20 protein-coding genes are annotated in these 24,391 nt (G+C 56.5%); 10 read left to right on the top strand and 10 right to left on the bottom strand.

Annotation, left to right across the window (positions count from 1 at the left end; genetic code table 11):
* Nucleotides 1-2: 2 nt before the first annotated feature.
* Both N5C09_RS03575 and N5C09_RS03570 read right to left on the bottom strand, forming a co-directional pair.
* On the bottom strand, nt 3-1,304 hold the full coding sequence (locus N5C09_RS03575) for an MFS transporter (RefSeq protein WP_193033683.1): 1,302 nt from the start codon (nt 1,302-1,304) through the stop codon (nt 3-5).
* A gap of 261 nt (nt 1,305-1,565) precedes the next feature.
* On the bottom strand, nt 1,566-2,861 hold the full coding sequence (locus N5C09_RS03570; RefSeq protein ID WP_279748454.1) for a serine hydrolase: 1,296 nt from the start codon (nt 2,859-2,861) through the stop codon (nt 1,566-1,568).
* Nucleotides 2,862-2,956: 95 nt separating this feature from the next.
* Here N5C09_RS03570 and N5C09_RS03565 point away from each other — a divergent pair, with 95 nt between their 5' ends.
* Nucleotides 2,957-3,862 (top strand): LysR family transcriptional regulator, encoded by a 906-nt coding sequence (locus N5C09_RS03565; RefSeq protein ID WP_279748453.1) that lies wholly within the window; start codon nt 2,957-2,959, stop codon nt 3,860-3,862.
* Here N5C09_RS03565 and fumA read toward each other — a convergent pair.
* Nucleotides 3,851-5,500, bottom strand: coding sequence for a class I fumarate hydratase FumA (fumA, locus tag N5C09_RS03560; RefSeq protein ID WP_063450195.1), 1,650 nt, complete (start codon nt 5,498-5,500; stop codon nt 3,851-3,853). The two genes, N5C09_RS03565 and fumA, sit on opposite strands and share 12 nt — an antisense overlap.
* 55 nt (nt 5,501-5,555) lie before the next feature.
* Nucleotides 5,556-7,064, bottom strand: coding sequence for an anion permease (locus tag N5C09_RS03555; protein WP_074160984.1), 1,509 nt, complete (start codon nt 7,062-7,064; stop codon nt 5,556-5,558).
* Nucleotides 7,065-7,669: 605 nt separating this feature from the next.
* On the opposite strand from N5C09_RS03555, the gene N5C09_RS03550 reads away from it, so the two are divergent.
* Nucleotides 7,670-10,450, top strand: coding sequence for a flavocytochrome c (locus tag N5C09_RS03550; protein WP_107533314.1), 2,781 nt, complete (start codon nt 7,670-7,672; stop codon nt 10,448-10,450).
* Between the two features lie 58 nt (nt 10,451-10,508).
* Nucleotides 10,509-11,471, top strand: coding sequence for an FAD:protein FMN transferase (locus N5C09_RS03545; protein WP_279748452.1), 963 nt, complete (start codon nt 10,509-10,511; stop codon nt 11,469-11,471).
* Here N5C09_RS03545 and dcuR read toward each other — a convergent pair.
* Both dcuR and N5C09_RS03535 read right to left on the bottom strand, forming a co-directional pair.
* Complete coding sequence (dcuR, locus tag N5C09_RS03540; RefSeq protein WP_006811173.1) at nt 11,452-12,171, bottom strand: two-component system response regulator DcuR; 720 nt, start codon at nt 12,169-12,171, stop codon at nt 11,452-11,454. The genes N5C09_RS03545 and dcuR overlap by 20 nt on opposite strands.
* Nucleotides 12,168-13,784, bottom strand: coding sequence for a sensor histidine kinase (locus N5C09_RS03535; RefSeq protein ID WP_064910381.1), 1,617 nt, complete (start codon nt 13,782-13,784; stop codon nt 12,168-12,170). The genes dcuR and N5C09_RS03535 overlap by 4 nt, the downstream gene beginning before the upstream one ends.
* A 153-nt stretch (nt 13,785-13,937) precedes the next feature.
* On the opposite strand from N5C09_RS03535, the gene N5C09_RS03530 reads away from it, so the two are divergent.
* The gene (locus tag N5C09_RS03530) at nt 13,938-14,801 is read left to right on the top strand and encodes an N-acetylmuramic acid 6-phosphate etherase (RefSeq protein WP_203464891.1); all 864 of its coding nucleotides are present in this window, start codon (nt 13,938-13,940) and stop codon (nt 14,799-14,801) included.
* 40 nt (nt 14,802-14,841) lie between these two features.
* Here the strand turns inward: N5C09_RS03530 and ompC are convergent, their stop codons facing one another.
* Nucleotides 14,842-16,008, bottom strand: coding sequence for a porin OmpC (gene ompC, locus N5C09_RS03525; RefSeq protein ID WP_279748451.1), 1,167 nt, complete (start codon nt 16,006-16,008; stop codon nt 14,842-14,844).
* A 283-nt stretch (nt 16,009-16,291) separates the two neighbouring features.
* Between ompC and N5C09_RS03520 the strand changes: the two genes are divergently transcribed.
* The 3 genes from N5C09_RS03520 to N5C09_RS03510 are packed head-to-tail and all read left to right on the top strand — an operon-like array spanning nt 16,292 to nt 18,942.
* Complete coding sequence (locus N5C09_RS03520) at nt 16,292-16,993, top strand: phosphohydrolase (RefSeq protein ID WP_063450189.1); 702 nt, start codon at nt 16,292-16,294, stop codon at nt 16,991-16,993.
* A 43-nt stretch (nt 16,994-17,036) separates the two neighbouring features.
* Nucleotides 17,037-18,470 carry a DNA cytosine methyltransferase gene (locus tag N5C09_RS03515; protein WP_279748450.1) on the top strand — a complete coding sequence of 478 codons (1,434 nt, stop codon included), beginning with the start codon at nt 17,037-17,039 and terminating at the stop codon, nt 18,468-18,470.
* Nucleotides 18,451-18,942, top strand: coding sequence for a very short patch repair endonuclease (locus N5C09_RS03510; protein ID WP_279748449.1), 492 nt, complete (start codon nt 18,451-18,453; stop codon nt 18,940-18,942). The genes N5C09_RS03515 and N5C09_RS03510 overlap by 20 nt, the downstream gene beginning before the upstream one ends.
* Here N5C09_RS03510 and yedA read toward each other — a convergent pair.
* The gene (gene yedA, locus N5C09_RS03505; RefSeq protein ID WP_203463482.1) at nt 18,914-19,828 is read right to left on the bottom strand and encodes a drug/metabolite exporter YedA; all 915 of its coding nucleotides are present in this window, start codon (nt 19,826-19,828) and stop codon (nt 18,914-18,916) included. The genes N5C09_RS03510 and yedA overlap by 29 nt on opposite strands.
* 178 nt (nt 19,829-20,006) lie before the next feature.
* On the opposite strand from yedA, the gene N5C09_RS03500 reads away from it, so the two are divergent.
* From N5C09_RS03500 to dgcQ, 3 genes are all read left to right on the top strand, one after another.
* Entirely contained in the window at nt 20,007-20,918 is a 912-nt protein-coding gene (locus N5C09_RS03500) for a DUF808 domain-containing protein (protein WP_064910395.1), read from the top strand.
* 78 nt (nt 20,919-20,996) lie between these two features.
* Nucleotides 20,997-21,179 (top strand): DUF2158 domain-containing protein, encoded by a 183-nt coding sequence (locus tag N5C09_RS03495; RefSeq protein WP_063450184.1) that lies wholly within the window; start codon nt 20,997-20,999, stop codon nt 21,177-21,179.
* 83 nt (nt 21,180-21,262) lie between these two features.
* Nucleotides 21,263-22,963 (top strand): cellulose biosynthesis regulator diguanylate cyclase DgcQ, encoded by a 1,701-nt coding sequence (gene dgcQ / locus N5C09_RS03490; RefSeq protein WP_112793153.1) that lies wholly within the window; start codon nt 21,263-21,265, stop codon nt 22,961-22,963.
* Here the strand turns inward: dgcQ and N5C09_RS03485 are convergent.
* Complete coding sequence (locus N5C09_RS03485) at nt 22,948-23,748, bottom strand: mannosyl-3-phosphoglycerate phosphatase-related protein (RefSeq protein ID WP_279748448.1); 801 nt, start codon at nt 23,746-23,748, stop codon at nt 22,948-22,950. The genes dgcQ and N5C09_RS03485 overlap by 16 nt on opposite strands.
* 297 nt (nt 23,749-24,045) lie before the next feature.
* Nucleotides 24,046-24,273 (bottom strand): YodD family peroxide/acid resistance protein, encoded by a 228-nt coding sequence (gene yodD / locus N5C09_RS03480; protein WP_017383339.1) that lies wholly within the window; start codon nt 24,271-24,273, stop codon nt 24,046-24,048.
* Nucleotides 24,274-24,391 lie beyond the last annotated feature (118 nt).

Below are 24,391 nucleotides of genomic sequence, written 5' to 3'. Positions count from 1 at the left end.
AATCACTCCTCAACGGCGGTGTGCAGGGCTACCGTACGGCGACGATAGAGATAGAGCGTTGCCAGCAGGGCGCAAACGGCGGCAAAGCTCATCCAGTAGCCCGGAGAGGCTTTGTCCCCGGTGTACTCAATCAAGGCGGTCGAGATCACCGGCGTGAAGCCGCCAAAGACGGCGGTCGCCAGGCTGTAAGCCAGTGAGAAGCCCGCCACGCGGACTTCTGTTGGCATGATCTCCGTCAGGGCCGGGATCATCGCGCCGTTATACAGGCCATAGAGGAAAGAGAGCCACAGCAGTACGGTCAGCATCATGGAGAAGCTCGGGGCGGCGGCCAGCATCGTCAGCGCCGGATAGCTGGTTGCCAGCGCCAGCAGCGTCATGGCGATCAGCACCGGCTTCCGCCCGAAGCGGTCCGAAAGCGCGCCGCCGATCGGCAGCCAGATAAAATTGGACACCGCCACCAGCAGCGTGACCAGCAGGCTGTCCGACGCGCTCAGCATCAGCACTTTTTTACCGAAGGTCGGCGCGTAAACGGTGATCAGGTAAAAGGCGGTGGTGGTCATTGCCACCATCAGCATGCCCGCGACGACAACCTGCCAGTTGGCGAGCAGCGTTGTGAAGACCTGACGCATCGCCAGATGGTGGCGACGGGCGCTGAACTCCTCGGTCTCCTCCAGCTTGCGGCGCAGGAAAAAGATGAACGGCACAATCAGACAGCCAAACAGGAACGGGATACGCCAGCCCCACTCGCGAATGGCGCTCTCTTCCAGCACCACGTTCAGCGCGAAGCCCATCGCCGCCGCGACCATAATGGCGACCTGCTGGCTGCCCGACTGCCAGCTGGTGTAAAAACCCTTGCGGCCCGGCGTGGCGATCTCCGCCAGATAAACCGAGACCCCGCCCAGCTCAGCACCTGCCGAAAAACCCTGCAACAGGCGGCCGGTCAGCACCAGCAGCGGCGCCCACAGGCCAATGCTCTGATAGGAAGGGATCAGCACAATCAGAAACGTTCCGGCGGCCATAATCGACAGGGTGACGATCAGCCCTTTACGGCGACCCACTTTATCAATGTAGGCTCCAAGGACGATGGCCCCGATCGGACGCATCAGAAAGCCCGCGCCGAAGACGGCGAAGGTCATCATCAGCGAGGCAAATTCACTGCTGGCCGGGAAGAACGTGTGGGCGATATAGGTGGCGTAAAACCCGAACAGAAAGAAGTCGAATTGCTCAAGAAAGTTGCCCGACGTGACGCGGAAAATCGCGCCGGCTTTCGCCCGGACGGTTGCAGGTGAGGTTGAGGAAACCATGGTTATCTCCAGTTTTTATAGCGACGTTATGCTCGTCTGTTTCTGAAAACTGGATCAGGATGTGAGAATTAATAAGCGCAAAAAGCACATGAATTGATGCGTGCCACGCATGAATGACAATGTGTTGACCAGGATTTACATAGGCAACAATAACTTAACATTTGGGTGATCTTTTATTTACCTGTTTTCGCTAAGTTGCTGAAATCGCTGTTTTGTGACGTCGCGCAGAGGTGAAGCCAGGCAAAGCCTGGCTTCGGTAATTTAGCGCAGCGCGTTGGCAATCGCGCTAAACATCAGCGACGCTTCCAGCGGCTGGGCGCTGAATGACGGCTCCGCCTGTGGCCAGGTGGACCACTGGACAATCACCAGGTTTTCCTTCTGATTCACCACAATCATCTGGCCGAAAATGCCCAGCGCCCAGAGGGAGTCCTTCAGCGAATCCTCGACCTTTGGCTCTACGTTTGTGGCGTTGGCCGGCACCTCATTGTTCCACCACTGATAGCCGTAAAGGCCTTTCGGATGCGCGGCGGAGACAGAACCTTTTGCCTGCGTCCACTCGGAGGACTGCTTCACCCAGCCGTCAGGGAGGATCTGCTTCCCGTCCGGCAGCGTACCGTTATGCAGGATAAATTCTCCGAAGCGTCCCCAGTCTTCCAGGGTTGCGTTAAATCCGTGCGCGCCCACGTCGTGCTGGCCTTTGCTGTAGGCATGCCATACGCCGTCGCTGGCCATGCCGTACGGCTGCCAGATGCTTTTCTCCAGATACGCGGCGAGCGTCATGCCGGTGGCGCGCTCAAGCACATCGCCTAACAGCCACGCGCCGCCCGAGGAATAGGACCAGTTTTCCCCCGCCGGATGTTCGCGGCGTAATCCTTTCACCAGCGTGCGCACGCAGTCGTAGGTGCCCGGCTTCGCTTCGCATTCGGTAAGCCGGGCGAAGTCTGACTGCGGGTTGGTGTAATCTTCATTCCACGCCACGCCGGAGGTGTGGGTGATGAGCTGCTTCAGTGTGACGCCGTCCCAGGCGGTGCCTTTTAAATCCGGTTCGTATTGGGTGACAAGGTCGTCCAGGGAGTGGATTTTACCCTCTTTGATCGCCACACCCACCAGCGCGGAAACCACGGATTTGCCCACGGAGCGCGAGGTCCAGAGCGTTGAGTCGGTATTGCCTTCTCCCAGATATTTATAGGCTACTTTGCCATTTTTCAGCACCAGCATGCCGCTGACGTTCTGACGCTTCAGGTAATCCTGAAGATCATAGGTTTTGCCATTCACCTGATAGCGGGCATCTGTGAGCGGTTTTTCTGCGGCGAGCAGCGGCGAGGCGTTGCCGTGGCGGAATACATCGCCCGCGTAGTTGCGGTAGTCATTGCGAAAGCCCACCACGCGGTCGGCCTGGCTCCAGGTGAGCATCGTATGGGCGTCCGGGAGTTTGGCATCAAAAGGCGCCGGACAGGTCGTGAGGTCGGTGCCGCCACAGGCAGCCATCGCGGCAGGCGAGACCAGGCTAACGACGACAAGCGCCGCGAGCAGCGTGCGATTGGTTTTGTTTTTCATATTTATCTCGTTTGGCTCAGGAAGGACTTCAGTTTAAGAACCCGCGCCCTATAATAAAAAGCGCGTTATGGGGGAAAATCCCCCGTAAAATTCGCGTGGAGAATAACGTGGCAAACCTGATCTACTCTTTTGCCCAGCTTGAGGCGTTCACCGCCGTCGCTGAGCACGGCAGCCTGATGAAGGCGGCCAGTAAACTCGGCAAAGATCGTACTACCCTTCGCGATCTGATCGATTTTCTTGAGGATGGGCTGGGCTACGCGCTGTTCCTGCGGGAGGGGCGCAGCCTGCGCCTGACGCCGGAAGGGGAGCAGCTTCAGCGGCAGGCGCACCTGCTGATGCGGCAGGTGAAAGCGTTTGAGGCGTTTGCCCGTACGGTGCCGGACAGCGCCACGCAGGACATTGCCCTCGTTTACGATCCGTTCACCCCCAGAGCCTTTTTGCAGGCGCTGATTGCTACGCTGGCGACGCAAAAAATTCGCCTGAGCCTGACCAGCGCATCGCGCGATGAGGCGGAAGCCATGCTGGCGAGCGGACAGGCCGATCTGGGCATCTGCCAGGCGCGCAACCGCAGCGTGGGCAATGAGATGGAGTGGCGGGCATTAGGGGCGATCGAAATGGATTTTTACGCCGCAACGGCGCTTTTTGCGGAGGTGGCATCGCCGGTGTCGCTGCTCGATCTCTCCCTGGTGCCGCAGGTGATTATGCATGCCGCATCCGACGAGCCGGTTGCGCGTCGCCTGCAAATTTCAGGGCACACGCTATTCACTAACGAACTGGAGATGCTGCGCGGCCTGCTGGAGCAGGGATGCGGCTGGGGCTTTTTGCCGACCCATCTTCACGCGGCGCAGTGGAAAAACGTAAAAAGGCTGCCCACCGAAGTAGGTAGCCAGGGGATAAGTCAGACGATGGTCACCATCTGGAAGCCGGGCAGCGACAAGCGCGGGCTTATCAACGATACGCTGTCGCTGCTGCCGGCATTATGGAAACGCTCAGCGCTGTGAGCACCCTTTGCACTGTTTGTTCTGGATCTGCTGGAAGAAGTCGTTGCCTTTGTCATCCACCAGGATAAACGCCGGGAAGTTTTCCACCTCAATTTTCCAGATCGCTTCCATTCCCAGTTCCGGATACGCCACGCACTCCAGGCTCTTGATGCTGTTTTGCGCCAGCACCGCCGCCGGGCCGCCGATGCTGCCGAGGTAGAAGCCGCCGTGCTTATGGCAGGCGTCGGTGACCTGCTGGCTGCGGTTACCTTTTGCCAGCATGATCATGCTCGCACCGTGGGATTGCAGCAGGTCCACATAGGAGTCCATGCGCCCCGCAGTGGTTGGGCCGAGTGAGCCAGACGCATACCCTTCCGGGGTTTTGGCCGGACCGGCATAGTAGATCGGGTGATCTTTCACGTACTGCGGCAGCGCTTCGCCGTTATCGAGCAGTTCCTTCAGCTTCGCATGGGCGATGTCGCGCGCCACGATGATGGTTCCGTTAAGGGACAGGCGGGTAGAGACCGGATGCGCGGAAAGCTGTGCCAGGATCTCTTTCATCGGTTTGTTGAGGTCAATGCTCACCACGTCGCCTTCACCCTGCTGGCGCAGGGATTCAGGAATATACTGGCCCGGGTTGTGCTCCAGCTTCTCAATCCAGATCCCATCGCGGTTAATCTTCGCTTTGATGTTGCGGTCAGCGGAGCAGGAGACGCCCATGCCGATTGGACAGGAGGCACCGTGGCGCGGCAGGCGGATAACGCGAATATCGTGGGCGAAGTATTTCCCGCCGAATTGTGCGCCGAGGCCGAGGTTTTGCGCTTCCTGAAGCAGTTCCTGTTCGAGCTGAACGTCGCGGAACGCCTGGCCGTGCGCGTTGCCTTCGGTTGGCAGTTCATCGTAGTAGCGCGCAGAGGCGAGCTTGACGGTTTTCAGCGTGGCTTCTGCGGAGGTGCCGCCGATAACAAAGGCAATATGGTACGGCGGGCAGGCTGCGGTGCCGAGGGTCCGCATCTTCTCAACCAGGTAGTTTTTCAGCTTCGCCGGGGTAATCAGCGCCTTGGTTTCCTGGTAGAGATAGGTTTTGTTGGCAGAGCCGCCGCCTTTCGCCATGCACAGGAATTTATACTCGTCACCGTCGACGCTGTAGAGGTCAATCTGTGCGGGCAGGTTGGTGCCGGTGTTCACCTCTTTATACATATCCAGCGCCGCATTCTGCGAGTAGCGCAGGTTGTCTTCAATATAGGTGTTATACACGCCCTGGCTCAGCGCCGCTTCGTCACCGCCGCCGGTCCAGACGCGTTGGCCTTTCTTACCCATAATGATTGCCGTGCCGGTATCCTGACAGGTTGGCAGCACGCCTTTCGCCGCAATGTCCGAGTTGCGCAGGAATTGCAGGGCCACGTATCGGTCGTTCTCGCTGGCCTCCGGGTCGCTCAGAATAGCCGCAACCTGCTTCTGGTGAGAGGTGCGCAGCATAAACGCGGCGTCGTGGAAGGCCTGCTGTGCCAGCAGGGTCAGCGCTTCGGGCTCCACCTTCAGCACTTCCTGACCGTCAAACTCGGCAACGGAGACGTGCTCTTTGGTCAGCAGATAGTATTCGGTGTCGTCATGCGCGAGCGGGAAGGGGTTCTGGTAGAAAAACGGTTTGTTTGACATAGCGTATTGCTCCACAAAAATAAAACCGCCGGAGGAGAAGTCCGGCGGTCAGGAATCAGAACATCATGGACATCCACGGGTAGCCAATCAGCAGCAGGGCCGCCAGGAAGATGGCGCCGAAGATGGTGCCGAGGCGCCAGTAGTCTTTGGTTGGCAGGTAACCGCTACCGTAGTAAATCGGGCTTGGACCAGTACCATACGGGGTGATGATCCCCATCACGCCCAGCGAGGTCACCATCAGCAGGACGAACACTTCCATATTCATGCCTGGAATGGTGGAGGCGATGGTCAGCATCGCCGGCAGCAGCGCCGTGGTGTGCGCGGTGGTGCTGGCAAACAGGTAGTGCAGCAGGTAGAACGCCAGCAGCAGGACAATGGTCGCCACGCCCGGAGAAATACCGCTCATCAGCAGGCCGCCTTCTTTACCCAGCCAGCTGATAAAGCCAGTGGAGGAGAGGCCGTCCGCCAGCGCCACCAGGGTGGCGAACCACACGAAGGTGTTCCAGGCGGCTTTGTTACCGGTGATGTCGTTCCACTCCAGTACGCCGGTCCACAGCATCAGGCCGACGATGAGCAGGGCAGCCATCGCGGGCTCAATCCATGCGGCGGCGAAGATCCACATCAGCAGCGCGCAGCACACGAACACCAGCAGCAGGATCTCATTGCGCGACAGTTTGCCCAGTTTTTCCAGCTCACGGGTCGCCCACAGCGGCACTTCGTTGTTCACCTTCACTTCCGGCGGGTAGAACCAGTAGGCCAGCAGCGGCATGGTCAGGATCAGCAGGATGCCCAGCGGCAGGAAGGCGAGGAACCAGGTGCCCCAGGAGATATCAATCCCAACGGTGCTTTTAACCAGCGCCAGCGCCAGCAGATTTGGCGCAAGGGCGGAAAGGAACATGGAGCTGGTGATACAGGCGGCGGTGATCGCCACCCACATCAGATACGAACCGATTTTACGCGCGCTTGGGTCGTTCGGTTTTGAACCGTACAGCGGCGGCAGGTTGGCGATAATCGGGTAGATGGTCCCACCGCTGCGCGCGGTATTGGACGGAGTAAACGGTGCCAGCAGCAGGTCCGCGAAGGTAATGGCGTAACCGAGCGTCAGGCTGCGACGGCCCAGATATTTCACCAGAATCAGCGCCAGGCGGCGGCCGAAGCGGGTTTTGTCGTAGCCCGCGGCAAACATAAAGGCACCGAAGATCAGCCACACGGTGGAGTTACCAAACCCGCTCACCGCCCATTTAAAGGAGGCGCCCGCCAGCTTGAATTTCGGGTCAGCCAGCTGTTCGGGGCTAAAGAGCACCCACTGGCTGCACAGCGCAATCGCCACCACGCCGGTGAGGCCGATTACGGCGCCCGGCAGAGGTTCGAAAATCAACCCGACGATGACGCCAACAAAAATGGCGAAGTAGTGCCACGCGTAAGGCGGCAGCCCTTCAGGAACGGGGACAAACAGCAGCAGGACGGCAACGATGATGGGCAGGGCCATCATCAGCAGGCGTTTTGCTGTTCCATTTGATGCCAGATTCGCCGCAGGAGGCGTTACAGCAGTTTTTGTTTTCATAGTTTCACGTCTTAAGTTGTCAAAAATTCGTCGTACAGCGAAAACACAAATTCGATTGCTTTATTTGTTTTGCTTTTTTTAGTTATTTAAGGTGCGTTTTTGTGTTTTCAGTAATAGCGATTTAACGCATTTTAGTTTGCGCTAAATAAAAAATGATGATGTTTTTATATTGCGCCTTTGGATGCCATTACTATTGATCGCGATCAAAAAAATAGAATTATGAGCGTATTTTTATACTTTTTATAATAACCACTCGGAGTAGTGTGGTTATTCGCTGATTTTACGCATCTTATGTATCAAATTTATAACATTTTAAAATTGGTATTTATGTTATTGTTTGATTTATATGGATTTCTATTGGTGTAGGTGTATTGGTTTGACCTTTGCTGATTAAACTTTTTTTAAATTAATGTGAATGGGTGAAACATTCCTGCTAACACCAATGTGTTATTAATGTTACCGCAGGGATTAAATAGTTTATTAACTAACGTAATAGCTTTGGAAACTAAAAAAAGAATTATATTACTTCCATGACATCGGCAAAAAATACGAAATAAAACGATCCCGATACCGAATTCTTAATTTTAAAGTTTGGAGTTTCTATTATGAGCACTAACGAACGAATTTTAAGCCCCTTCACATTACCGAATGGTACTGAACTCAAAAACCGTTTGTTAATGGCCCCAATGACAACCTGTACCGGTTATTACGATGGCACCGTGACCAGCGAGCTGGTGGAGTACTATCGCGCCCGCGCTGGCAGCATCGGCACCATTATCGTTGAGTGCTGTTTTGTTGACGATCTCGGCCTGGCGTTCCCGGGTGCAATTGGGATTGATAACGACGAGAAAATCGCCGGGCTGGCGAAAATCGCTGACGCTATCAAATCCAAAGGCTCTAAAGCCCTTCTGCAAATCTACCACGGCGGCCGTATGGTCGACCCAAAACTGATTGGGGGTCGCACGCCGGTTGGCCCAAGCGCGGTTGCCGCGCCGCGTGACGGTGCCGCGACGCCGGTTGCCCTGACCTCAGAAGAAGTGGAAGGCATGATCGGCAAGTTTGGCGACGCCGTACGCCGCGCGATTCAGGCTGGCTTTGACGGCGTCGAAATTCACGGGGCGAATACCTATCTGATCCAGCAGTTCTACTCCCCGAATTCCAACCAGCGCGACGACGAGTGGGGCGGCAGCCGCGATAACCGCGCGAAATTCCCGCTGGCGGTGCTGGACATCACCCACAAGATGGTGCGCCAGTACGCGGACGACGCGTTCATCATTGGCTACCGTTTCTCTCCGGAAGAGCTGGAAGTCCCGGGCATCCGCTTCGAAGACACCCTGTATCTGCTGGAAAAACTGGCCGCACGCGGGGTGGATTATCTTCACTTCTCCCTTGGCGCCGCCCTGCGTCCATCTATCGTCGACACGCAGGATCCGACGCCGCTTATCGAAAAATACTGCGCGATGCGTTCTGACACGCTGGCACAGATACCGGTAATGGGCGTCGGCGGCGTGGTGAATGCTGCCGATGTGAATAAAGCGCTGGATCATGGCTACGACCTGATTGCCGTAGGCCGCGCCACCATCGCCTACCCGGACTGGACCGATCGCATCGCGGCGGGCGAAAGCCTTGAGCTGTTTATGGACAGTACCCGACGCGAAGAGCTGAACATCCCGGAACCGCTGTGGCGCTTCTCGCTGGTAGAGGCGATGATCCGCGACATGAGCATGGGTGAATCGAAGTTCAAACCGGGCACCTTCGTTGAAAAAGTGCAGGACGATGCCAACGAGCTGGTTATCAACGTCAGTCTCGAAACCGATCGCATCGCTGATATCGAGCTGGCCTCAGGCCCGAGCGAAGACGTGGAGTTTGTCACCAGCTTCGAAGAGATCCGCACCCGCATTCTGGATGCCAATACCCCGCACGTGGACGCCATCACCGGCGCAACCAGCCAGAGCGAGGCGGTGAAAAAAGCGGTCTCGAAAGCGATGCTGAAATCCAGCAAAGCGCTGGCGGCAGAAGAGGGTGCAGACCCGAATGAAACCAGAAGCGTCGACGTGGTCGTGGTCGGCAGCGGCGGTGCAGGGCTGGCGGCGGCGATCCAGGCGCATGACGAAGGCGCGAGCGTGCTGATCGTTGAGAAAATGCCAACCATCGGCGGTAACACCATTAAAGCCTCGGCAGGGATGAACGCGGCAGAGACCCGCTTCCAGCGCGTGAAAGGTATTCAGGACAGCAAAGAGCTGTTCTACCAGGAAAGCCTGAAAGGCGGCGGCAACAAAAACAACCCTGAACTGCTGCGTCGCTTCGTGGAGAACGCGCCGGAGGCGATTGAGTGGCTGGCCACGCGCGGCATTATGCTGAACGACATCACCACCACCGGCGGGATGAGCATTGACCGTACGCACCGTCCGAAAGACGGTTCCGCAGTAGGCGGGTATCTGATCAGCGGCCTGGTGCGTAACGTCAACAAACGCAACATCGAAGTGATGCTGGATACCTCCGTCAGCGACATCATCTTTGAAAATGGCGAAGTCACCGGCGTGCGTCTGACCACCGAAGAGAACGAAACCCTCACCGTGGCAACCAAAAGCGTGATTGTCGCAACGGGCGGCTTCAGCGCCAACAGCCAGATGGTGGTGAAATACCGTCCGGACCTGGAAGGGTTCGTGACGACTAACCACAAAGGCGCAACCGGCGGCGGTATCGCGCTGCTGGAACGTATTGGCGCGGGCACCGTGGATATGGGCGAGATTCAGATCCACCCAACCGTGGAGCAGAAAACGTCGTACCTGATTTCCGAATCCATCCGCGGCGGCGGGGCGATTCTGGTCAACCAGCAGGGGAACCGCTTCTTCAACGAAATGGAGACCCGCGATAAAGTTTCGGCGCAAATCATCGCGCTGCCGGAGAAATACGCTTACATCGTCTTTGACGAGCATGTCCGGGCTAAAAACAAAGCGGCGGATGAGTACATCGCGAAAGGCTTCGTGACCAGCGCCAGTTCGCCAAAAGCCCTGGCGGAAGCGCTGGGGATGGATCACCACCAGTTCCTGGCAACGCTGGAACGCTACAATGGTTTTGTGGAAAAACAGCACGACGATGATTTCGGCCGCACCACCGCGCTGCGCGCGCCCATCAACGAAGGGCCGTTCTACGCCATTCAGATTGCACCGGGCGTACACCACACCATGGGCGGTGTGACCATCAATACCGATACCTGCGTGCTGGACAGCAACCACAACGTATTGCCAGGGGCGTTTGCTGCGGGTGAGGTTGTCGGGGGCATCCACGGCGGTAACCGCATCGGTGGTAACGCGGTGGCAGATATCATTATTTTTGGTACGCTAGCAGGACATCAGGCGGCTATGCGTTCGAAAACACGGTAAGGCTCCTGTTTCCCCGGCGGCGCGGTGCCTGCCGGGGCTACATATGAGGACTCATGCAATGCCTGATAGCCATCGCGTTTACAGCTACTCCGCCGTTCTGATGGGCTCGCCCATCCTCCTGAAACTCTTTTCCCACGACGAAGCGCTCGCCTCTCGCGTGTTTCGCCTGATCAAACAGTACGAAGATCTCCTTACCGTCAACCGCGCGCATTCGGAGGTGATGAACATCAACCATGCTGCCGGTCAGCATCCGGTTGCCGTCAGTCGCCCGGTGTTTGACCTGATCCGCTGCGCGAAAGCGGCCAGCCAGATGGAAGACAGTGCGTTTAATCTGGCGATCGGCCCGCTGGTCAAACGCTGGAAAATTGGCTTTAAGGGGGACGTCGTGCCGCCCGCAGACGAGATCGCTGCCTTGCTGAACATCACGCATCCTGCGGACGTGGTGCTGGATGAAGCCAGCAGTAGCGTGTTTCTCACTCGCCCAGGAATGGAGATTGACCTGGGCGCGATCGCCAAAGGCTATATCGCTGACAGGGTCCGGGACCTTCTGCGCAAAGAGGGGGTTGAGCTGGGGTTAATTAATCTCGGCGGCAACATCCAGACGTTAGGCTCGCCGGAGGGCGGCTGGCGCGTCGGCCTGAAAAAACCGTTTGCCGGAGACGCGTTGATTGGGTCGATGACGGTAGAGAACCGGTCGGTCGTGACGTCAGGCACCTATGAGCGCTACTTTGAGCAGAACGGCAAACGCTATCATCACATTCTTAACCCACGCACCGGCTACCCGCTGGATAACGAACTGGACAGCGTGACGATTGTGTCGAAAGACTCCATCGACGGCGATATCTGGACCACGCTAATCTACGGCATGGGCGTGGAGAAGGGGTGTGCCGCGCTGCGCTCTCGCCCCGATATTGAAGCCATCTTTGTCACCAAAACGAAAGAAGTGGTGATCTCCTCGATGCACCACTTCCGCTTTACCCTTCTGGACGACAGCTACCGCATTACTGGCAGTACTGTTTGAGCAGCCCGACCTGTTCCGGCTGTAAACGGTAGCGATACACCGGTCTGCCGGTCGCGCCGTAGTGAATGCTGGTAAACAGGATATTAATTTGTGCCAGCCAGATCAGGTATTTGCGGCAGGAAACGCGCGAAATGTTGACCGCATTCGCCAGATCGTCAGTGGAAAATTCCATTTCCGGATGGCTGTCGATCCACTGGCAAATTGTGCGCAGCGTCTGCGGGGTTAATCCTTTCGGTAATTTTTTGCTGTCGGCCAGCTCCGGCGCGCCGCCGTGGATCAGCCTGTCGACATCGGCCTGTTCATAATACTGATGCGACCCCATCAGGCTGCGCTTGGCTTTCCAGCCGTTCAGCGCCTCTTCGAAGCGCGGAAACTGGAACGGCTTAATCAGGTAATCCACCACGCCATAGTGCATCGACGTCTGGATCGTCGCGGCGTCGGACGCCGACGAGATCATGATGACGTCGATCGGGCGGCCCGATGCGCGGATGATGGGCAGCAGATCCAGCCCGTTATCCTGCTGCATATACACATCCAGCAGCACCAGATCGATCGGCTGGCCAGGGTTTGCGATCAGCGCCTCGGCCTGGTTGAGCGTGGACGCGACGCCGCAGCAGCTAAAACCCTCAACGCGGTTTACATACAGACGGTTGAGGTCGGCTACCATGGCGTCATCATCGACAATTAACACATTTATCACGCGATATTCCTCTCGCTATCCCAGGGGATCTGAACAAAAAATTGGGTAAATACGCCAGGCTCCGACTCGACGGTAATATCGCCGCCCAGGTTCTGGATCTGCTGACGTGCAAGGAACAGCCCAACGCCGCGGTTTTCACCTTTTGTTGAGTAGCCCTTTGTAAAAATAGCCTCCAGCCGCTCGGGATCAATCCCGGGGCCGTCATCGCTGACCTCTCCGCTCAGCCAGCCGTTCTGGTAATGGAGCAGCAGGCCGATCTCGCCTTCCGGCTGACCTTCCATCGCATCCAGGGCATTTTCGATTAAATTGCCCAGCACGGTGATCAGCACCGCAACCTGCTCTTCATTGGTGGTATCGGGAAGCTGGCTCTCCTCCGCCAGCGTCAGGGTCACTCCGGCCTCTTTGGCGCGGTTAATTTTACCCAGCAGGAAACCCGCAATGACCGGCGATTTAACCTTGCGCTGTATCGCTCCGATGTCCGTCTGATAATTCTGCGCGGTCTGGATGATGTACTCCTCCAGCTTATCGTAGCGCTTCATGTGCAGCAGGCCGAGGATCACGTGCAGTTTGTTCATAAACTCATGCGTATGCGAGCGCAGGGCATCAACGTAATTGACCATGCCATCAATACGCTGCATTAGCTGGCTGATTTCGGTTTTATCGCGGAACGTGCTGATCGCCCCGATCACCTGATTCTGGCTTTTCACAGGGACCATGTTGCACAGCAGCAGCCGTCCGTTACAGCCGATCTCCTGATCCTGGCGAGCAATGCCGGTTTTTGACACTTCACGCAGGCTGGCCAGCAGCGGTTCACTGCTGCTTTCGGAGTGCTGGCCCGAGGTCAGGAGTAAAATTTCTCTGGCGGTGTGGTTAATCATCGTCACGCGACCGTGCATATCCACGGCCATCACGCCCTCTCGCAGGGACTGTAACATGGCCTGACGCTGTTCAAAGAGGGCGGAGATCTCGTAAGGCTCCAGCCCGAAGAGGATGCGTTTCAGCACCCGGACCAGGCCCCATATCGCCAGTGAACTCATCAGAACGCTGAACAGGATGGTCCACACGGCGTTGAGCCGTCCGCGGGCAATCTGATCTTCCACCTTATTCAGCGAAATCCCTACCACCACTACGCCGATCTGGTCGTGCCGATCGTCATACACGGGCGTAAAGACGCGCAGCGCTTCCGCGAGCGCGCCGCGGTTAACGGAGACATTCTCTTTCCCTTCCAGGGCAGGCGTCAGATCGTCGCCGATAAAATGCAACCCTAACAGCGCTTCATTGGGGTGGGAATAACGAACACCGCGCAGATCGGTGACCACGGTAAACAGCAGGTCGTTGCGCTTCGTTACCGCCTGGGCAATCGGCTGGATGATGCCGGCCTGGGGTGAGGCCATCAGGCCACGCTTGATATCGGGGCTGTCGGCCAGCGTTCGGGCAATACCCAGCGCGGTATCCTTCACGTCATCGCGCGTGGCGCGGGTGATCTGCACGGAGTACAGCGCGAACACCACCAGCAGCACAGAGCCGATAATGGCGCACACCATCAGCGTAACCAGCGTATTCAGCTTCATAGGACGCTTGCGCATCGGGGGGAAGGGCCGCAAATCGCTCATTAAGACTCCGCGAAGAAAAAGAAAGGGCTAATTATCGCTGATGAAGGCCATTTCATAAAGCCATGTAAAGAGAGGCGTTTCGTGAGCCTCCTCTCAGGTGACCTATATAAAACACTTTATAGTGTGTGGGTACTCATAATAAGGAGGCAGTTTATGAGCATTATGCTTACCGGTACGGCCAGGGAAAGACGGCAGGCCAGCACGACGAACATCGACAGATTATCCACGCTGGATATGCTTAACGTTATTCATCAGGATGACGCGCAAATCGCTTCTGCACTTACCCCCCACATGACGATGCTGGCCCGCGTGGTAGATAACGCGGCGGCGACGCTGAGCCACGGCGGACGTCTGATTTTGACCGGCGCGGGCGCGTCCGGACGCGTGGCGGAGCAGGCGGCAGAAGCGTTCGCGCCGGGAAAACATCCCGTTATTGCGATCACAGCAGGCGATAACGCCGGAAGTTACGCGCGCGGCGTTGCCGATCTCCAGACCATTGATTTTGGCGAGCACGACATGATGCTGGCGCTGTCCATCAGCGGCAAAACGCCCTGGGTGTGGGGCGCGATGCGTCATGCGTGGTCTCTGGGCTCAACGGTCGCGCTCATTACGGAGGATGCTCAAAGTGAAGCGGCGCAGCTGGCGAGCATGGTCATTGCGCCCGAGCTGGGGGCTGACGTGGTTGCCGGGTATGCCAACACCAAAGCGGGCATTGCGCAAAGCATGATTATGCATATGGTTACCACCGGTCTGGCGGTACGGACCGGACGGGTGTACAGCAACCTGCGCGTCGATCTGGAAGCAAGCAGCACCAAATGGGCCGAGCGACAAATTGCCATTGTGATGGAAGCAGGGGGATGTTCCCGGGCGCAGGCGAAGGCCGCGCTGGAAAGCTGTAACCATCAGTGTAAAACGGCGGTACTGATGGTGCTGACGGGTCTGGATGCGTGGAAAGCCCATGAGCTGCTGGTGCAGAATAACGGGTTTATTCGCCTGGCCTTGCAGGAAGCGCCGTAAATAAAAAAGCCCGCATCGCGGGCTTTACTTTTTGTTGGGATTAGAACTGGTAGATCATGCCGACGCCAACGATGTCATCGGTTGCAATACCGTTGTCATTGTAGAAGGCGTCATCTTCGTCCAGCAGGTTGATTTTATAATCAACGTAGGTGGAGAAGTTCTTGTTGAAGCTGTAGGTCATGCCTACGTCGATGTAGTTAACCAGATCCTGGTCAACGTAGTCATACCCGTTGCCTGGGTGATAATCGTTACCGCCCAGGTCGATGCCTTTTGAATAGACCCACGCCAGGGATGGACGCAGACCGAATTCAAACTGGTATTGCGCTACGGCTTCAAAGTTCTGCGTTTTGTTGGCGATGCCGTCACTGCCGTACGGCGTCATGTTGCGGGTTTCCGCATACATCATGGCCAGGTAGACATCATTCGCATCGTATTTTGCGCCAACTGTCCACGCTTCCGCGCGTTCACCGCCCGCATATTTGCTGAAGCGGTTGTAGCGGCCACTACCAGCTGCGACCTGGTCGTTAGTACGGTCAGAGGAAGAATACGCCGCACCCAGCGTCAGGCCGAAATCGAAATCATAGGTGGAAGACATGCCGAAGCCGTCGCCGTTCTGGAAACGAACGTCATCATGGCCGTTTTTGGTGCCTTCCTGATCTTCGTTTGCATTGGCGCCTTCATTCGCGCCCTGGTATTGCAGCGCAAAATTAAGACCGTCGACCAGACCATAGAAATCATTATTACGGTAGGTCGCCACGCCGTTAGTACGACCAACCATATAGTTGTCGGTCCAGGTGTAGGAATCACCACCAAATACCGGCAGCATATCGGTCCAGGCTTCAACGTCATACACGACGCCGTAATTACGGCCGTAATCAAACGAGCCGAAATCGCCATATTTCAGGCCCGCGAATGCCAGACGGTTAAAAGAGGTATCGCCAGCGTCTTCGGTGTCGTTTGCGTAGGTTTTATATTCCCACTGGCCGAAGCCGACCAGATCGTCAGTAATCTGCGTTTCGCCTTTGAAACCAATCTGAACGTAGGTTTCATCGCCATCGTCGCCCGCGTTGTCTGAGAAGGTGTGGCGCGCATCAACCTTGCCGTACAGGTCGACCTTGTTGCCGTCTTTGTTGTACATCTCAGCCGCATTGGCTGCGCCAGCCATTAATAAAGCGGGTACAAGCATTGCCAGAACTTTTCTTTTCATTATATATTCCCTTTAAATATAAATTGTCTGAATATATGTAATTACTCTCCGTAATTACATGGCCGATACTATTCTATGGATTGTTATTTAGGTTCAAAAATAAATGTAATTAAAATAGTAAAGATATTACAAAATATTTCTTTTTATCTCTTTATTTTTCACGTGAATTAATGCCTTGAATATATAGCGGGTAATTATTATTAAGTATTTCGCATTTCTATTTTTTAAATCCTTTCATTTGGATATATTATAATTTCACGCTTTCGAACTACAGGACGTCATAATGGAACATGCGCAGTGGCAGCACCGCTTTGAACGCTGGCTCAATGAAAATCATTCTACCGAGGATGCGGCGCATGATATTGCGCATTTCCGCCGCGTCTGGATGACCGCGCAGACCATCATGGCCGGGGAGGGCGCCGATCCGCTGGTCGTGCTGGCCGCCTGCTACTTCCACGACATTGTCAGCCTGCCGAAAAACCATCCCGAGCGGAGTCAGTCCTCGCGGCTGGCGGCGCGCAAAACGCGCGAGATCCTGAGCGGCGCGTTTCCTGACTTTCCGGCAGAGCGCTATGCGGCAGTTGAGCACGCTATCGAGGCGCACAGCTTCAGTGCGGGCATTGCGCCGCAGAGTACAGAGGCGAAAGTCGTGCAGGACGCTGACCGGCTGGAGGCGCTGGGCGCCATTGGCCTGGCGCGCGTGTTTGCCGTGTCGGGGGCGCTGGGCGTCGCGCTGTTTGACGCCGACGACCCGTTTGCCGGGGCGCGAGCGCTGGATGATAAAACTTTCGCGCTCGACCACTTTCAGACCAAACTCCTGCGCCTGCCGGACACCATGCAAACCGCGCGAGGCCGGGAGCTTGCGCGTCACAATGCTGATTTCCTGATCCAGTTTATGGCGAAGCTGAGTGCCGAATTACAGGGGGATTACCTCGGAACAGATAGCCAGGTGCTGAACCATTTCCGTCGCAGTCTGCGATCCTGAACTGTGGTACTCTGTTTTCTGTCTTTATTGCCCGGTTAAGAGAATGCAGGAAAATCGATCAGTGACTGTGCCCGCGCCCGAGCGGGTTGAGAAATCAACGGCAGCCGTGCAGGCACTCCTGCGTCAGCTGCTGGAAATGTATGATGCTAAAACGCTGGCAAATCAGCTGGAGGCTCATGGCGAGAGCCACTGGAGCCCGGCGATACTCAAACGGCTGCTGATAAGCGACAGGGCAGGACACCGCCTCAGCGACGGCGAGTTCCGCTACCTGCAAAATTTGCTGCCGCGTCCTCCTGCCGCGCATCCGAATTATGCTTTTCGCTTTATCGATCTCTTTGCCGGCATCGGCGGCATTCGCCATGGCTTTGAAGCCATTGGCGGGCAGTGCGTGTTCACCAGCGAATGGAACAAACATGCCGTGCGCACCTATAAAGCGAACTGGTACTGCGACCCCGACGCGCACCAGTTCAATGCGGATATTCGTGACGTCACCCTGAGCCATAAAACCGGCATCAGCGACGAAGAGGCCGCCGAACATATCCGTAACACCATACCGGCGCACGATGTGCTGCTGGCCGGTTTCCCTTGCCAGCCGTTCTCGCTGGCTGGCGTATCGAAGAAGAACGCGCTGGGGCGCGCGCACGGCTTTGCCTGCGATACGCAGGGCACGCTGTTCTTTGATGTTGCCCGGATTATTGATGCCCGTCGCCCGGCGATTTTTGTGCTGGAGAACGTTAAGAATTTAAAGAGCCATGACGGGGGCAAAACCTTCCGCATTATCATGCAAACCCTGGATGAGCTAGGCTACGACGTGGCGGATGCAGAGGATATGGGGCCGGACGATCCGAAAATTATCGACGGCAAACACTTCCTGCCACAGCACCGCGAACGCATCGTGCTGGTGGGTTTCCGCCGCGATCTCAATCTGAAAGGCGATTTTACGCTGCGTGATTTGCCCTCGCTCTATCCGGCGCGTCGTCCGACGGTGGCCGAGCTGCTGGAGCCCGCCGTCGATGCAAAATTTATTCTGACGCCGGTGCTGTGGAAATACCTCTATCGTTATGCCAAAAAGCATCAGGCAAAAGGCAACGGCTTTGGGTTTGGCATGGTTAATCCGCTTAATCTCGACAGCGTGACGCGCACGCTGTCGGCGCGCTACTACAAAGATGGCGCGGAAATTCTTATCGATCGCGGCTGGGATAAGGCGCTGGGTGAAAAAAATTTCGACGATCCGCAGAACCAACAGCACCGGCCAAGGCGCTTAACCCCGCGCGAGTGCGCCCGCTTAATGGGGTTTGAGACGCCGCAGGGCTACCGTTTTCGCATCCCGGTGTCGGACACCCAGGCCTACCGCCAGTTTGGTAACTCGGTGGTGGTGCCGGCTTTTGCCGCTGTCGCAAAACTGCTGGCCTCTCGCATCAGAAAGGCCGTTCAGCTTCGTCAGAGTGAGGCCGTCAATGGCGGACGTTCACAATAAGGCCACGCGCAGCAAGAACATGCGCGCCATCGGCACGCGTGATACCGCGATTGAAAAACGGATCGCTGGCCTCCTGACCGCCGTCGGGTTTGAATTCAGGGTTCAGGATGCCACGCTTGGCGGGCGTCCCGATTTCGTGATCGACGCGTACCAGTGCATCATCTTTACCCACGGCTGTTTCTGGCATCATCACGACTGCTATCTGTTTAAAGTCCCGGCGACGCGCACCGAGTTCTGGCTGGAGAAGATTGGTAGGAACGTCGAGCGGGATAAACGCGACGTTTCGCAGCTTTACGCCCAGGGCTGGCGGGTGCTGATTGTCTGGGAGTGCGCGCTGCGCGGAAAAATGAAGCTGAATGATGTGGAACTGACGGAACGGCTGGAAGAGTGGATCTGCGGCGGCGGTCAGGCCGCGCAGATCGACACCCAGGGCATTCACCCGATCACGGTTTTTCCACCCCACACGGCGTGACAACCGGCTTCGCGGGCAGCAGATATTTACCCAGCGTGACCAGCACCACGGCAAAAACAATCACACCCAGCGCCAGCCATTCAATTGGCGACAACACTTCGCCAGCGAAACCGGTACCCAGCAGCACGGCAACCACCGGGTTAACGTAGGCGTAGCTGGTGGCAACCGCCGGGGAGACGTTGCGGATCAGGTACATATAGGCGTTGATGGCAATAATCGAGCCAAACAGCGCCAGATACCCGACGGCCAGGAAACCAGAGAGGCCTGGCATCGCCGTCAGTTTTTCACCCGCCAGGGTGGAGGCAATCAGCAGCACGATCCCTGCCGCGAGCATCTCAATGGCACCCGCCATCATCCCGGAAGGCAGTTCAATACGGGAGCCGTAGACCGAGCCGAAGGCCCAGCTCATGGAGCCGATCATGATCATCACCGCAGCCCACGGATTCCCGCTCAGGTTACCGCCGCTGTTAAGCATGATGATGCCCGCAAGCCCAATCGCGATGCCCAGCCATTCGAGCTTGCGGGTGCGGATCCCGAACAGACGACTAAAGCAGAGCGTAAACAGCGGCACGGTCGCGACAACTACCGCGGCGATCCCCGACGGCACGTTCTGGTGTTCGGCAACGGTTACCGCACCGTTGCCCACCGCCAGCAGCAGCAGGCCGATCAGGGCGGCGTTAAGCAGGGGGCGCAGCGGCGGAAGCCTATGGCCGCGCAGCAGCAGAAACGTCAGCAGCAGCACGCCGGCTGCAAGGAAGCGAACGCCTGCCATCATCAGCGGGGGCCAGCTCTCCACGCCAATGCGAATGACAAAATAGGTGGATCCCCAGATGATATACAGGGAGAAAAGCGCTCCAATGAGCGGTAATAAATGCCGGAAACGCATAGTCCCTCACGACGGAATAAAAAGGTCGCTCATAGTTAACGCCAAAACTATCTCGCTGGCGAGCGCTTTAATTGGGCTGGTTATGTGAAATTTTTGTTGACGCGAGGTGCCAGTTTCCGGGCGGTGAGTTTTGTTCCATACTATTCACTTAATTAGCAAAAAAAGAAGGATAGAGATTTTGGCAGGAAGTAGCTTATTAACATTACTGGACGATATCGCCACCTTGCTGGATGACATTTCGGTGATGGGAAAACTGGCGGCGAAAAAAACCGCCGGGGTACTGGGAGACGATCTGTCGCTGAACGCGCAGCAGGTGACCGGCGTGCGCGCGAACCGTGAGCTGCCGGTGGTGTGGGGCGTAGCGAAAGGGTCCTTTATTAACAAGGTGATCCTCGTTCCGCTGGCGCTGCTCATCAGCGCCTTTATTCCCTGGGCCATTACGCCTCTGCTGATGATTGGCGGGGCGTTCCTGTGCTTCGAGGGCGCCGAAAAGGTGCTGCATATGCTTGCGGCGCGCAAAGAAAAAGACACCCCCGAGATGCGCCAGCAGCGTCTGGAAGCGCTGGCCGCGCAGGATCCAAAAACGTTCGAGCGCGATAAAATCAAAGGCGCGGTTCGTACCGATTTCATCCTCTCGGCCGAAATTGTGGCGATTACGCTTGGGATCGTCTCCGAAGCACCGCTGATGAATCAGGTTCTGGTGCTTTCGTTGATTGCCATTCTTGTCACGGTTGGGGTGTATGGCCTGGTCGGGCTGATCGTCAAGCTGGATGATATCGGCTTCTGGCTGGAAAAAAAATCCAGCGCCATTGCACGCGGTATCGGCAAAAGCCTGCTGGTGCTGGCCCCGTGGCTGATGAAAAGTTTGTCGATAGTGGGAACCCTGGCGATGTTCCTGGTCGGCGGCGGTATTATCGTGCACGGCGTGGCCCCGCTGCATCATGCCATTGAGCATCTGGCGTCGGGTTATGGTTCGGCAATCGCCGCCATTCTGCCGACGCTGCTTAACCTCGTGCTGGGCTTTATCGTCGGTGTCATTGTGGTGGCAGTGGTTAAGCTGATTGGAAAAGTACGCGGCACAGCGCATTAATTATTGATGCGCTGCGGGTGCAAAAAGGCTATTCCTCGTCTAAATTGAAAACGTTTCACCCTGATACAGGAGGCAGGTATGGTCTTTTTGGTCAGTGATGAAGTTAAGCCTAAAAGTGGTGGTCCAGGCATGATTGTTACCGGTTATTCCAGCGGAATGGTGGAGTGTCGGTGGCATGACGGATACGGCATTAAGCGTGAGGCTTTTCGAGAAGACGAGCTTCAGCCTGCGAATAACAGGCAAGAGCGCGACAAGGCTTAATCACACAACGCCCGGCCATGCCGGGCGTTTTACTGGCAGAAGACGTATCCTGTCGGATGGCGGGCGACAATCAGGGAGTGGGTGTGCAACACGATACCTTTGTTGAAAAACAATCTTTGTTGCAGTGGCTGCATAAGCGTAGCAATCCCGGTTTGATTGTTAATCTCTGTTTTATCGTTGTCCTGATCTTTTCCACCCTCCTGACCTGGCGCGAAGTCGTGGTGCTGGAGGAGGCCTACATCTCCAGCCAGCGTAACCATCTGGAAACGGTGGCCAGCGCGCTGGACAGACAGCTCCAGTTTAGCGTCAATAAAATGCTCTATTTTCGCCACAGCATGCTTGATGCGCTGGAGACGCCGCTGGCGTTTGGGGTTCTGCAAGAAGCGGTAAAGCGTTTTGAACGCGTGAGGCGTTCCCCCGTCTGGCAAATCGCGGTCGATCCTAAACGCACGTTACCGATTAACGGCGTTTCGGATGCGTTTGTTGAACAAACAACGCTGCTTAACCGCGATGACGATTACCTGGATAAGGAGATCTCCGCCGCCCTCGAAGTGGGCTATTTGCTGCGCCTGGCATCCACGAACTCACGTCACGAGGAGCGGATATTATACGTTTCTCGCGCGGGTTTTTTTCTGGAAACGGATACGCCTCCCCATCACAGCGATATTGCACAGCGCTATTACCATCTGGTGACGCAGCCCTGGTTTACGCAGCAGACCGATCGTGAAAACCGGGCGCGGGCGGTTCGGTGGTTTATCTCTCCTCCCTCGGCCTTTGCCGGAAAAAAGCCGCTCATTACGGCCAGCGTGCCGGTTTACTACGATCATGTCTGGTATGGCGTGGTGGCGATGGATTTTACCTTTGCCACCATGCGTCAGCTGCTGGTGGAGGCAATGGACGACCATACGGAAGGGGAGTACCAGCTGTATGACAGCCGCCTCAACATGCTGGCGACCACCGAGAAGCCAGCGGACGAGGTGAATCATTTCAATGAGCTGGAATTAGCGCAAATCGCGCACGCCATAGAACAGGACACCGAGGGCGGTATTCGCCTGGGAAGCCGTTTTATCAGCTGGGCGCGCCTCGATCATTTCGACGGCCTCGTCCTGCGGGTCCATACCCTGGATGAGGGGGTGCGCGGAGATTTCGGCAGCATCAGCATTGTTTTGGCCCTGCTTTGGGCGCTGTTCACCGCGATGCTGCTGATTTCATGGCTGGTGATCCGGCGCATGGTCAGTAATATGTATTCGATGCAGAACTCGCTGCAATGGCAGGCCTGGCACGATCCGCTGACCCGGCTGAATAATCGTGGGGCGTTGTTTGAGCAGGCGAAAAGGCTGGCGAAACAGTGTGAACAGCAGTCGCTGCCGTTCTCGGTCATTCAGATCGATCTCGACTGCTTCAAGAGCATCAATGACCGGTATGGGCATCAGGCGGGTGATAAGGTGTTGACCCACGCCGCCGGGCTGATTGCCAGTACCCTGCGCGCGAATGATATTGCCGGACGCGTCGGTGGCGAAGAGTTCTGCGTCGTGCTGCCCGGCCTGACGATTGAAGAGGCGGCAGACGTCGCAGAACAGATCCGCGAGCGTATCAACAGCAAAGAGATCCTGATTAAGAAAAGTACGACCCTGCGCGTGAGCGCGTCGTTTGGCGTTTCCTGCGCCCAGGAGAAGGGCGATTACCACTTCGAAAATCTGCAATCCGCCGCCGATGCGCGGCTGTATGAGGCGAAACAGCGCGGGCGTAACCGGGTTGTCTGGCAGGCTCACGACAAAAAGTGATCGAGCCCTTCACGCCAGCCGGCCGGTCCGGTGTGCTGCGTATGGTATACCCGCGCGGGATCGTTATTTTTCAGGCTGACACCCTCCCGGTTGAAGCCTTTCACCACCACGGCGAAGCCTACGCTGTCCAGCAGCGGCGCATCGTTGGGGCCGTCGCCCAGGCCCAGCGTCGTCGGCTCTTTACCTTCGTGCAGGCGATACTGGTCCACAAGCCAGTGAACCGCCACGTCTTTGCCGCAGGCGTTGTCCAGAATGTGCCAGAAGCGTGCTCCCTGGACGATCTTCAGCCCCTGCCGGGCCAGTTCGGTTGCGAAGCGCGTCATTTGTTCATCACCGTCACGCCAGATAAGCGACACGGACGCCTCATGTTTGCGTGCAAGTGCCGAACGTGGGCGGCTCAGCCCGGTCCATTCGGCGACCACGCGCTCATCCACATCATCAAAGGTGGTAAATTTCAGGTGCAGTTCCTGACGAACCCGGTCAATAAACTGCCGGATTTCGTCATGCTTTTTTTCCGAGATGAACCGGGCGGCGTTTTCCCACCGTACGTCAGGCTGGATCACCGCGCCGTTTTCCGCAATGTAAGGTAGCCCAACGAGCCCAAGCTCCTGCTGGATGTCCTGCATCTCAGACGCGGTTTTGCTGCTGCACAGAATGACCGGTATCTGCTCATCCTGTAATCTCTCCAGCCAGGGGGCGGCAGGCTGCCAGTCAAACGTGTGAAAATCCAACAGCGTGCCGTCGAGGTCAGTAAAGACCAGCAGCGTCTCCTGAAGCGAAGGCATAAACTCTCCTGGAAGATGGCGCGTTTTATGAGAAAATTCTTAAAAAAGAGAGGCGTTGTCACCCCGTTGAACCGGTAACGATCCCGACAAACCCACACCCGACGCAGGTTTATACTCATAACAAAAATTCACATGTATAAAATATTATATTCGCTCAGAGAATATATGCTTGTAAGAAAATTCCGTTGGGGATAATGTCTTACCTGCATCAGATTTCCTGGTGTAACGAATTTACAAGTGCTTCTTGCATAAGCAAGTTTGATCCCGGTCATCCCCATGACCGGGATTTTTTTCGCCTTAGCGGTTCGTCTCCGAGACGCTAAAGTCATGGATATCCAGCTCGAACGCTTCGGCCAGCTCGCGGTAGGTATGGTAATCCCGACCGTTGACCACGACGCGGTCTGAATTATCCTCCGCACGATGAACTTCGGACTCACTGATTTCATTGATGGCGGCAAGCAGGGCATCGACGTCCACCTCAACCTCACGCTTAATGGTGTCGCTGTACTCTTTGTCGGTCTTCATTTCGGGCTCCTCATTTAACCGTCTCCACAGCTAAGTATAGACCGCACACAAAAACGCCATTCGCGCCGGGCGGCGATGCCAGAGGAGGTAATTTGTTCTACACTGGCTCAAAACCACA

The organism is Enterobacter sp. GD03975, from assembly GCF_029838645.1.
GTDB classification, from domain to species: Bacteria; Pseudomonadota; Gammaproteobacteria; order Enterobacterales; family Enterobacteriaceae; genus Enterobacter; species Enterobacter quasihormaechei.
Note: the sequence above shows the minus strand (reverse complement) of the source record. Positions and strands in the feature narration are given on the sequence as shown.

Coding starts and splice junctions, on each gene's coding strand:
- N5C09_RS03575 (WP_193033683.1), bottom strand. CDS start 1,304: ATGGTTTCCTCAACCTCACCTGCAACCGTCCGGGCGAAAGCCGGCGCG.
- N5C09_RS03570 (WP_279748454.1), bottom strand. CDS start 2,861: ATGAAAAACAAAACCAATCGCACGCTGCTCGCGGCGCTTGTCGTCGTT.
- N5C09_RS03550 (WP_107533314.1), top strand. CDS start 7,670: ATGAGCACTAACGAACGAATTTTAAGCCCCTTCACATTACCGAATGGT.
- N5C09_RS03535 (WP_064910381.1), bottom strand. CDS start 13,784: ATGAGCGATTTGCGGCCCTTCCCCCCGATGCGCAAGCGTCCTATGAAG.
- N5C09_RS03515 (WP_279748450.1), top strand. CDS start 17,037: ATGCAGGAAAATCGATCAGTGACTGTGCCCGCGCCCGAGCGGGTTGAG.
- fumA (WP_063450195.1), bottom strand. CDS start 5,500: ATGTCAAACAAACCGTTTTTCTACCAGAACCCCTTCCCGCTCGCGCAT.
- N5C09_RS03520 (WP_063450189.1), top strand. CDS start 16,292: ATGGAACATGCGCAGTGGCAGCACCGCTTTGAACGCTGGCTCAATGAA.
- N5C09_RS03530 (WP_203464891.1), top strand. CDS start 13,938: ATGAGCATTATGCTTACCGGTACGGCCAGGGAAAGACGGCAGGCCAGC.
- yedA (WP_203463482.1), bottom strand. CDS start 19,828: ATGCGTTTCCGGCATTTATTACCGCTCATTGGAGCGCTTTTCTCCCTG.
- N5C09_RS03510 (WP_279748449.1), top strand. CDS start 18,451: ATGGCGGACGTTCACAATAAGGCCACGCGCAGCAAGAACATGCGCGCC.
- N5C09_RS03555 (WP_074160984.1), bottom strand. CDS start 7,064: ATGAAAACAAAAACTGCTGTAACGCCTCCTGCGGCGAATCTGGCATCA.
- yodD (WP_017383339.1), bottom strand. CDS start 24,273: ATGAAGACCGACAAAGAGTACAGCGACACCATTAAGCGTGAGGTTGAG.
- N5C09_RS03485 (WP_279748448.1), bottom strand. CDS start 23,748: ATGCCTTCGCTTCAGGAGACGCTGCTGGTCTTTACTGACCTCGACGGC.
- N5C09_RS03495 (WP_063450184.1), top strand. CDS start 20,997: ATGGTCTTTTTGGTCAGTGATGAAGTTAAGCCTAAAAGTGGTGGTCCA.
- ompC (WP_279748451.1), bottom strand. CDS start 16,008: ATGAAAAGAAAAGTTCTGGCAATGCTTGTACCCGCTTTATTAATGGCT.
- N5C09_RS03545 (WP_279748452.1), top strand. CDS start 10,509: ATGCCTGATAGCCATCGCGTTTACAGCTACTCCGCCGTTCTGATGGGC.